The following is an 8019-nucleotide window of genomic DNA, read 5'->3' as shown; positions in this document are numbered from 1 at the left end:
CAGCAGTGAACCGGCGCGCAAGCGCGCCGGATGCTTGCGACTGACTCGGTTGGAATCGGAGAGAAACTCGCCCAGCGCAGTTCGGTATCAGCTCGCCGACGCCGAGCCCCGCCAGTTGTACAGCGCGATGCCGATCCCCAGTCCCACGAGCCCACAGACGAGCGTGGTGACGACCGATAGCAGCACCGTCGGCGCGGCCTGTACCCCGAGAAACGTCCCACCCACCAGTCCGATCCCGAACGGAACCTGCAGCAGCAGCCATCCCTGGAACTCCTCGTGCGCTGGTCCGGGAACCTGAACTCGCATTAGTTCATCATGTGAGCGCTCGGGTATAAGCAGGGGTGACTCCCTGTGCACGCGGCATTGGGTTCGAAGCCGACGGCCGTCGGATCGGGTCTGGACGTCTGCGTCGACCGGGGCCACAGTCAATAAGGACTATACCGGAGCGCCCCGCCGATGTGGATAACGATGGGGGCGTTGCAATTTGTCGTCGGACCGGCGTGGTTGCCAGTCTGGCCGATGCTCGTTTGCTCCGGCGTTCTCCTGTCGCTCGGCATCGCGCTCCGGATCGCACGGCCCCAGGGCGCGTGGGGACGACGCCTCCGGTCTCGGTTCTTCCTCGGGATTCCGTGGGGGTCGCTGCTGACCCTCGTCGGCGTCGGCGGGGTCTACCTGTTCCTCCAGGGCGGCCTCGCCCATCCGCGACGGCCCCTGGTCATTCCGTTTCGCGCGTGGTCGTACTTCTACCCCTTTGGCATCGTGACCGCGCCGTTCACGCACGCTGGCCTCGCACACGTGACGGGAAATCTGATGGGGACGCTCGCGTTCGCTCCAATCGCCGAGTACGCCTGGAGTCACTTCCCGACCGCCCGCGGGAGCCAGTCGTTCAGTGGGTGGCGCGCCAATCCGTTCGTCCGCATCCTGGTGTTCCCCGTCGTGGTGTTCGTCGTCGGCCTGCTCACCGGCGTCTTCGCCGTCGGCCCGGTCATCGGGTTCTCGGGCGTCGTCTTCGCGTTCGCCGGGTTCGCACTCGTTTCGTATCCCATCACGACCGTCGTCGCGCTCTCCGGAATGCAGGTGTTGAATCTCGTCTACCGGGCGATGCTGAATCCGGTCACGACCGCACAGGCCGGCCCGGGGGGATTCAGTGCACCCTGGTGGTCACAGATCGCGATCCAGGGCCACGCGCTCGGGCTGTTGCTCGGTGTGTTGCTCGGCGCGTACGTCGCGTACCGGCGCGACCGCACGCCGACGGCCGGTCGACTGTGGATCGCGACGGTGATCTTCGTGGTCGCACAGTCGCTGTGGGCCGTCTACTGGTTCCGCGGGGGCGGCAAGTACGTTCTCTTCCGGGCGGTGGGGGCGTTCCTCGTCTTCCTCCTCGCGGCGCTCGTGACGGCGGCGGTGACTGCGTCGAGCCGAACGCTGGTCGGACCCATCGACCTCCGGAGCCGCGAGGCTGCGATCGGCCTCCTGATCTCGGTCACGCTCGCGATCAGCGTGGCTGCCGTGCCGGTCAACCTCGTGACCGTCTCCGAGGAACCGTTCGACGCCAGCGTGGACGTCGAGGACTACACCGTCACCTACGCCGAAGACGTCGAGGACCAGTACGTCTCCGCGTTCGACGTCTCGTTGCTCGGCGAGACGACCGACCTCAACACGAGCGGCGTCATCGTCGTCAGCGAGCGCCGAAGCATCTTCCAGACGGTCGTCTCGAAGACCAGACTCGCGTACAACGGCCGTGCCAGGGTCGTCGTCGGCGGTCCCGGTTGGCGGGAGACGGTCGTCGTCAATCGCACAGGCTGGCAGGCGGCCGGGAACAGCAGCGTCTACAAGGTCTTCCTGAACCCGTCCGACGGTGACCGCCGGCTCGCCTTCCAGTCCAAAGCAACGACCATCGAACCGCGCATCGCCGGCCGCCGAATCCTCATCCAGCCGACCGCGACGTCGTTCAACTTCACCGTGATCGACGAGAATCAGACGGTCGGAACGACGGCGGTGCCGGCTCCCGGCGCGAACGTCACTGCTGGCGGGCTGCGATTCAACAGGACGGACAAGAGCGTGTTCGTCGAACGAAAGGGCACCAAAGTGCGCGTCGCCAGAAAAGAGCGCAGTTGATCAGGCCCACTCGATTCGGAACACTTCCGCGTCGATCGTCCGCCGGGCTTCGGTGTGGTGGTCGTACTGATGCGGGAGATCGAATTCGGCCCGGAACGCGTGTGTCACCTCGCCGCCGTTGTCGGCCGCGAATGATTCGACGAATTCGTCGCTCCCAGCGTTGTGGATCGAGTACGACACGTCCGCGATCTCGGCCGTCGTGGCCAGGAACGCTCGATCGGCGTGTTCGTTGCCCGACTGTGCGCCGAACGGCGGGTTCATGACGACGGTCGTCTCTCCGTCGGGACAGAGCGACGCTCGCGTCGCGTCCGCCCGCACCCACTCGACGTCAGTGGCCGTCGCGACTTTGCGCTCGTTGTCGCGGGCCGTCCGTAACGGCGCCGGATCGACGTCAAGGCCGACGACGTGTGTCGGTCCCCGAAGGGCGGCCCCCAGCGCGAGCATGCCCGTCCCACAGCCGAGGTCGAGGACCGTCCGATCCTCGACGTCTCCCTGGAGATCAGCTGTGTGAACCAGATGCGCTGCCAGCTCCGGTGGCGTCCGGTACTGTTCCAGGGAGACGTCCGGGTCCTCGAAGCCGGCAACGATCGCTAATCGCTGTGCCAGTGCGCTCTTCGTACTCATGGCTCTCCCCTCCACGTCCGCTCTCGCTGCCGATCGACGCTCCCGGTCATCTCCCCCGATGATACACGCCATTCATTCAAAAATGTTTGTATATGACCCAAGGTTATTCCACACTCCCTCCTGACAGCGTGGGGAGGCGAGTCACTCTTTTTGACGTCCAGACGGACTGGTGAGTATGCCTGCTGCAACGGAATCGCGAGAGCGAACTGGCCAGCATCCCTCGCTCGAACGCGCACGCTCGGTCAGTCAGGCACTCGACAATTCGATCGAGCTTCCCGTCGTCAACTACCGGATCGGTCTCGATCCCATCCTCGGTATTCTCCCCGTGGCCGGCGATTCGGTCTCGTTAGTGCTCTCGCTCTACGTCGTCTTCGAGGCGATCCGGGTCGGCGCGTCAGCGAGGCTTGTCGCACTCATGCTCGCGCTACTGGCGATCGACTTCGTCGTCGGGTCGATTCCCGTGTTCGGGACGCTGTTCGACGCCGTCTGGAAGGCTAACGTCTGGAACGTCCGACTCCTGGAGCGCCACCTCGACTCCTAAAAAAAGAGGGGGTCAGTGGGTGTGACAGTCAGTACCCGTCGTCGTTCTCGTCCTCGTCGTCATCGTCATCGTCGTCGTAGCCACCGTCTCCGGGTTGCTCTTCAGGCGGCCCGTACGCGGTCGCGTTCGCCGGCACGTCTTCGACCCAATCGGGTTGTTCGACGGAGTCAACGCCGAGTTCTTCGAGGGTGAAGCTGTACTCGGTTTCGCTGCCGTACTCGTCGGAGTCGACGCTCACGTCGGCCGAGTGGACGACTCCCGTTTCGTCGACCAGGAGCGTGACCTCGCCGGTGAAGTTGCCTTCAGCCTCGTCGTCGATCTCGACCGGTGCGGTCAGCGTGTACGCCGTCCTGTCGTCGATGGTCGTCTCGTTCTCGACGGTGAAGTTCTCGGTGACCTTGTCGAGGAACAACACCGCGTATCCGGGCACCGGCATTTCACCGGGACCCATTCCGTGGTGCATGCCCATACCCATCTGCATGCCCATGCCGTCGTTCATCTGGCGACCGTCGTCGTGGGGGCCGTAACTACCATCGTTCATGTGCGGCCCGTCACCGCGATGTGGGCCCTGTCGGTCGTCGCCCATGTGCGGGCCGTATTCGCCATTCTCACCGTGAGGACCGTAGCGACCGTCGGTCTCGTTCCCGTTATCTTCGGATGGACCTGCGAACTCCGGTGGTCCACGTCGGTACACCCGGTACGTGGTATTGTCGTCCCTGACGATCCGCACGATCTTCTGTGACTCGTTCGCCCACACGCCGATGTCGTAGTCGAGTCCGATGACCGTGAACGTCGTCGTCGCCGAGACGTTCTCGTTGTCCGGAGTGCCAGCCGTCTCCGTCTCGGCGGTCAGGAACTCCGAGTCGTTAAGTACGACGTCGAGACTCTCACTCGTCTGATACCCCTCGTCGAGGAGACCTTCCCTGTGCGCTTGATATAGCGCTGTCGTGTTTACCGACCCGTTCTCGTAGACCCCTGGTGCGAGCTCGCCCGTCTCGTCAGTTTGATTCTCCGCTGCCTGTGTTCCCGCAGCAGTCGCTGCTCCCGCCGTGGCTGGCGCCGCAACCACGACCAGCGTAATTGCTACTGCGAGAAGTGTGTGGTTTCGTGCCACGGCGTGACTTTCCACGCGCACGGAAGTATGAACTATTGCGACCTTGTTGTGCCTTGGCGCGACCTTCTCTCTGGTTCCGTTCGTCTGTCCAGAGACGCTCCACAACCGGGGAGAGAACGACTCGCTGATCCAATGCCAGGTACTTAGCGCGTGGTTGGTCGCGGGCCGGCGGGCGGCGTCCGAACGGTGGCGTTCGCTGGGATCTCCGAGAGCCAGTCCGGGGGCTGGACGGTGTTGACACCGAGTTGCTGGAGGTCGTACCTCGTTTCGACGACCTGTCCGCTCCCCTGTTGTCCGCTGACGATGGTCAGCGACCGGATGACGCCCTGCTCGTCGACGATCATGGTCACGTCGGTTTGCGGGGTCGTTCCGTTTCCGCCGATCGTCGCTGTGAGTGTCGTCCGGCGCTGTGCGTCCGTGCCGGTCGTGTTCTCGACGGTGAAGGTACGGGCTGCCTCACCGAAGACGGTGAGCGTGGCGCGGGAGATCGGTGGGACGGACTGGGACTGCACCCGCTCGCGGACCTGGTAGGATTCGTTGCCGTCGGCCTCCATCCGAACGAGCGTGTTGGTCTCGTTGACGTACACGTCGGCGGTGACGTTCTGGCGTCCGGCGGCCGAGCGGTGCTGTTGGACCACCACTCTCGAGAGGTTCGACGTGGCCCTGACCTGCTGGCCGCTGGCGACGACGACGGAGTCGTTGGCGCGCGACGTGACGGTCGTCTCTGTGAGAAAGCCCTGCTCGCGAAGCTGCGAGCGGTGTGCGACGAGCAATCGCGTGACGTTCACCGAGTCGTTCGCGTACACGCCCGGGGCGAGTTCCCCAGTTTCGGGCTCGCCCTGCCCGAACGGATTGACAGGGTCGCCCGTTGTCGCGAGTACCGCCGCCGCTCCGACGATCGCGAGCACCACGACGACGCCACCGACGAGCGCCAGCCTGGTACGACGGGTAGTTCGATCCACACGAACGTTTCACTCCGCGTGAACGTAGGAGATTTTGCCGGACAGTTCCCCGGCGATACCCCGTCGCTACCAGGTTCCGTGGAAGGTATCGAAGGAGAGTTCCTCCATCGGTTTCTGACCGGTGGCGATTTCGTACTCACCGGGGGTGAGCATCGGCTGTTTGAACTGCGGGCCGTCGTCGGTCGTGATCCGCGGACAACCAGTGTTGACGTAGGCGTCGAACCCGAAGTTCGTCAGCCGATCGGGCGTCACCTCGTCCATCGTGACCAGGTACGCGTCGTCGTTGTTCTCGATGATCTCCTGGGCCTGTTCCCAGCGACCCTGGCCGATCTTGGTGCAGAAGATGACGCCCCAGTTCTCGGCGTCCATCGCCTTGTGGACCGAGGCGTAGCGCTGCTTGAGGAACTTCTCGGGGTCGGCGATGGTGACGACGTTGTTGACCGGATCGGCGATGACGACGTGTTTGTCCGGGTGCTCCATCGCGAGGCCGAGCGGGTGGAACTTCCCGCCGCCGACGTAGAGGATCTGATCGGCGTCCACGTCCGCGCTGGCGTAGTTACAGCCAAGGACCTGCCCTTCGTGGGTGAGGCGGTCGTCGCCCCGGCGCGTGTGGACCTCGTAGCCGCGCTCTTCGAGCCACTCGCGCATGTCCTCGAACTTGTTCATGTGCTGGGCCGTCGTCACCAGACCGACCGCTGGCTCCTCGTCCGGATCGGCGAGTTCCGCGAGGGACTCCTCCATGATCGGCGTGACTTCCACGTTGGAGAACAGCGGGACGTAGATGATCTTCTCCGACTCCTTCATCGGGCTGTGCCCGAAGTGGACGAACACGTCGGTCCGCCGCATCAGATAGGTGTCCAGATCACAGGCCCCGTAGCAGGGCTGGCCCGAGGTCATCACGGTCACGTCGTCCGGGAGATGCTCCCGGAGGTCGTCGGTGACGGCTTTCGCACGGCGTTTCAGTCCCTCGGGGAACTGGAGCCCGACTGTCTCTGCGTCGCGTTCGCTGACGGCGTCGACGATGCGGTCGAGTTCGTAATCCCACTCGCGGTCGTGTTTGAGCGACATCCCCGTGTTGCGGAGGTCCCCCTCGGAGTACTCCGACCGGTCCTGACTCATTTGACTCCTGTATCGGCTCGGCGCGTAAAACGGCGACGTTTTTCCCTACGGGCTGGACAGTCAGGAAACCCGTGGCGGACGGGACCGAAGGGCGTCCGGGTCGAACCGCCGAAGGAACGTGTACAGCGGCACGCTGGCGACGATGCTGAACGCGGTCGCGACGACGAAGAAGACGAGTGCGCTCCCGCCTCTCTGCATCGTCTCCTCGATGGGCGCGAACGGTCCCGCGCGTTCGGAGTCGTGATCGTAGAAACTCGCGACGGGCCGCGTCCCCGCGACGTATCGGTCGAGCCAGGCGTCCATCGAGTGGCCGGCGACTGCTGCCACGATCCGTTTGAAATCGGTGTAGCTCACCGTCCCCTCGTGTTCGTTCAGACGGCGGAACACGTCCTCGAGCGAGCGCTCACCGTCCGTCGAGGCGCGGACGTTCTCATCGACGAGCGCGAGGACGCGCGCCCCTTTTCGATAGGGGACGCGGGAGTTGTCCCAGGTCGAACTGTCGGTCAGCGCGGCGTCGATCCCGCGGCCGTCGATGTGGTCGTGTAGCTCCTGTTCGCTGGCCAGCCCCTGTTCGTACGCGAGCCGCGCGGCGTAGTACTCCGCGCTGGCCTCGCGGAACCACTGCATGTCGTCGGCGAGCCGGAACGACTGCCGGGTGTGAACGTACTCGTGCAGCCAGACGCTGTTCGGGGTGTCGACGGGCTCGTTCGCCGACACCCACCCTTCGTCACGGATCGGGAACGACTCACCGCCGCGTCGGGCCGGGTCCGGCAGCGCCAGCAACAGGACCTCGTCGTCGCGGTCGCCGACGGCCAACTGGCGCGACGCAGTCGCGAGTACTGACAACAGGCGGTCCCGGTCCGGGTCGAGTTCCGTCCCCGTCGGCGAGACGAGGCGTATCCGCTGGCCGTCGACCGTCCTCGTCCGTTCAGTCGTCTCGCCCAGGAGCGCGTACCGATCGCCGTAGATCCCGACGCTGTCGTCTTCCAGGGCACCCACGGGTTCTCCCAGGGGCCGTGCGTGCCGGACGGTCGAGGAACCGACTGCCCGCCACTGGACCTGCACGAACGGGACGCTGCCGAGCGACCAGTCCTCCCCGTTGAAAGACTCGCCCGACTCGGTGCCGCCGGCGGTCCCCGTCCGTCCCGTTTCGACGACGAGGCGGACGCGGTCCGACTCACCGGTCCAGGCGAGTCTGGTCCGCTGACCGCGAGCTTCGGATTCGAGACCCGTGGCCGTCACGACGCGGCCGCTGCTGCCGACGAAGACCGTGAGTCGTTCGAGTCCGGCCGTCGACGCCATCGTGAGTTCGTAGCGAATCCGGTCACTGTCCGCTAGCTGCGAGACGTTCACCGCAGTTTCGGGACCGTCGCCGCCGAGGGCCGTCGCGTTGGTTCCGGCCGGCTCTGCCGCCCCGAGTCCAGTGAGTATCGGACTCGATACTGAAAGAGAGACGAGCACGACCACCAGCATTCCACTCTTCATGGCGGATAGTCTGATCTTACTTACCGGATCCCGACCAGACAATATATTCCTATCTC

At 64.8% G+C, this 8019-nt stretch carries 8 protein-coding genes; 2 read left to right on the top strand and 6 right to left on the bottom strand.

Annotation, left to right across the window (positions count from 1 at the left end):
• Nucleotides 1-87: 87 nt before the first annotated feature.
• Complete coding sequence (locus ACFR9U_RS17360; RefSeq protein WP_247378405.1) at nucleotides 88-306, bottom strand: hypothetical protein; 219 nt, start codon at nucleotides 304-306, stop codon at nucleotides 88-90.
• Between the two features lie 162 nt (nucleotides 307-468).
• Between ACFR9U_RS17360 and ACFR9U_RS17355 the strand changes: the two genes are divergently transcribed.
• Entirely contained in the window at nucleotides 469-2118 is a 1650-nt protein-coding gene (locus ACFR9U_RS17355; RefSeq protein ID WP_247378404.1) for a rhomboid family intramembrane serine protease, read from the top strand.
• Here ACFR9U_RS17355 and ACFR9U_RS17350 read toward each other — a convergent pair whose 3' ends face one another.
• Nucleotides 2119-2742: an METTL5 family protein gene (locus tag ACFR9U_RS17350; protein ID WP_247378403.1), complete on the bottom strand. Its 624-nt coding sequence runs from the start codon at nucleotides 2740-2742 to the stop codon at nucleotides 2119-2121.
• A gap of 175 nt (nucleotides 2743-2917) precedes the next feature.
• Here ACFR9U_RS17350 and ACFR9U_RS17345 point away from each other — a divergent pair, with 175 nt between their 5' ends.
• The gene (locus ACFR9U_RS17345; RefSeq protein WP_247378402.1) at nucleotides 2918-3283 is read left to right on the top strand and encodes a DUF4112 domain-containing protein; all 366 of its coding nucleotides are present in this window, start codon (nucleotides 2918-2920) and stop codon (nucleotides 3281-3283) included.
• Between the two features lie 28 nt (nucleotides 3284-3311).
• On the opposite strand, the gene ACFR9U_RS17340 is transcribed toward ACFR9U_RS17345, so the two are convergent.
• The 4 genes from ACFR9U_RS17340 to ACFR9U_RS17325 all read right to left on the bottom strand — a co-directional run bounded on the left by ACFR9U_RS17340 (nucleotide 3312) and on the right by ACFR9U_RS17325 (nucleotide 7963).
• Nucleotides 3312-4397, bottom strand: a complete 1086-nt coding sequence (locus ACFR9U_RS17340; RefSeq protein ID WP_247378401.1) for a hypothetical protein — start codon at nucleotides 4395-4397, stop codon at nucleotides 3312-3314.
• 143 nt (nucleotides 4398-4540) lie between these two features.
• Entirely contained in the window at nucleotides 4541-5359 is an 819-nt protein-coding gene (locus ACFR9U_RS17335) for a DUF7537 family lipoprotein (RefSeq protein ID WP_247378400.1), read from the bottom strand.
• Nucleotides 5360-5425: 66 nt separating this feature from the next.
• Nucleotides 5426-6478 (bottom strand): diphthamide biosynthesis enzyme Dph2, encoded by a 1053-nt coding sequence (gene dph2, locus ACFR9U_RS17330; protein ID WP_247378399.1) that lies wholly within the window; start codon nucleotides 6476-6478, stop codon nucleotides 5426-5428.
• A gap of 60 nt (nucleotides 6479-6538) precedes the next feature.
• Nucleotides 6539-7963 carry a M61 metallopeptidase family protein gene (locus ACFR9U_RS17325; RefSeq protein ID WP_247378398.1) on the bottom strand — a complete coding sequence of 475 codons (1425 nt, stop codon included), beginning with the start codon at nucleotides 7961-7963 and terminating at the stop codon, nucleotides 6539-6541.
• Nucleotides 7964-8019 lie beyond the last annotated feature (56 nt).

It is taken from the genome of Halorientalis brevis (assembly GCF_042678165.1).
GTDB lineage: Archaea > Halobacteriota > Halobacteria > Halobacteriales > Haloarculaceae > Halorientalis > Halorientalis brevis.
Note: the sequence above shows the minus strand (reverse complement) of the source record. Positions and strands in the feature narration are given on the sequence as shown.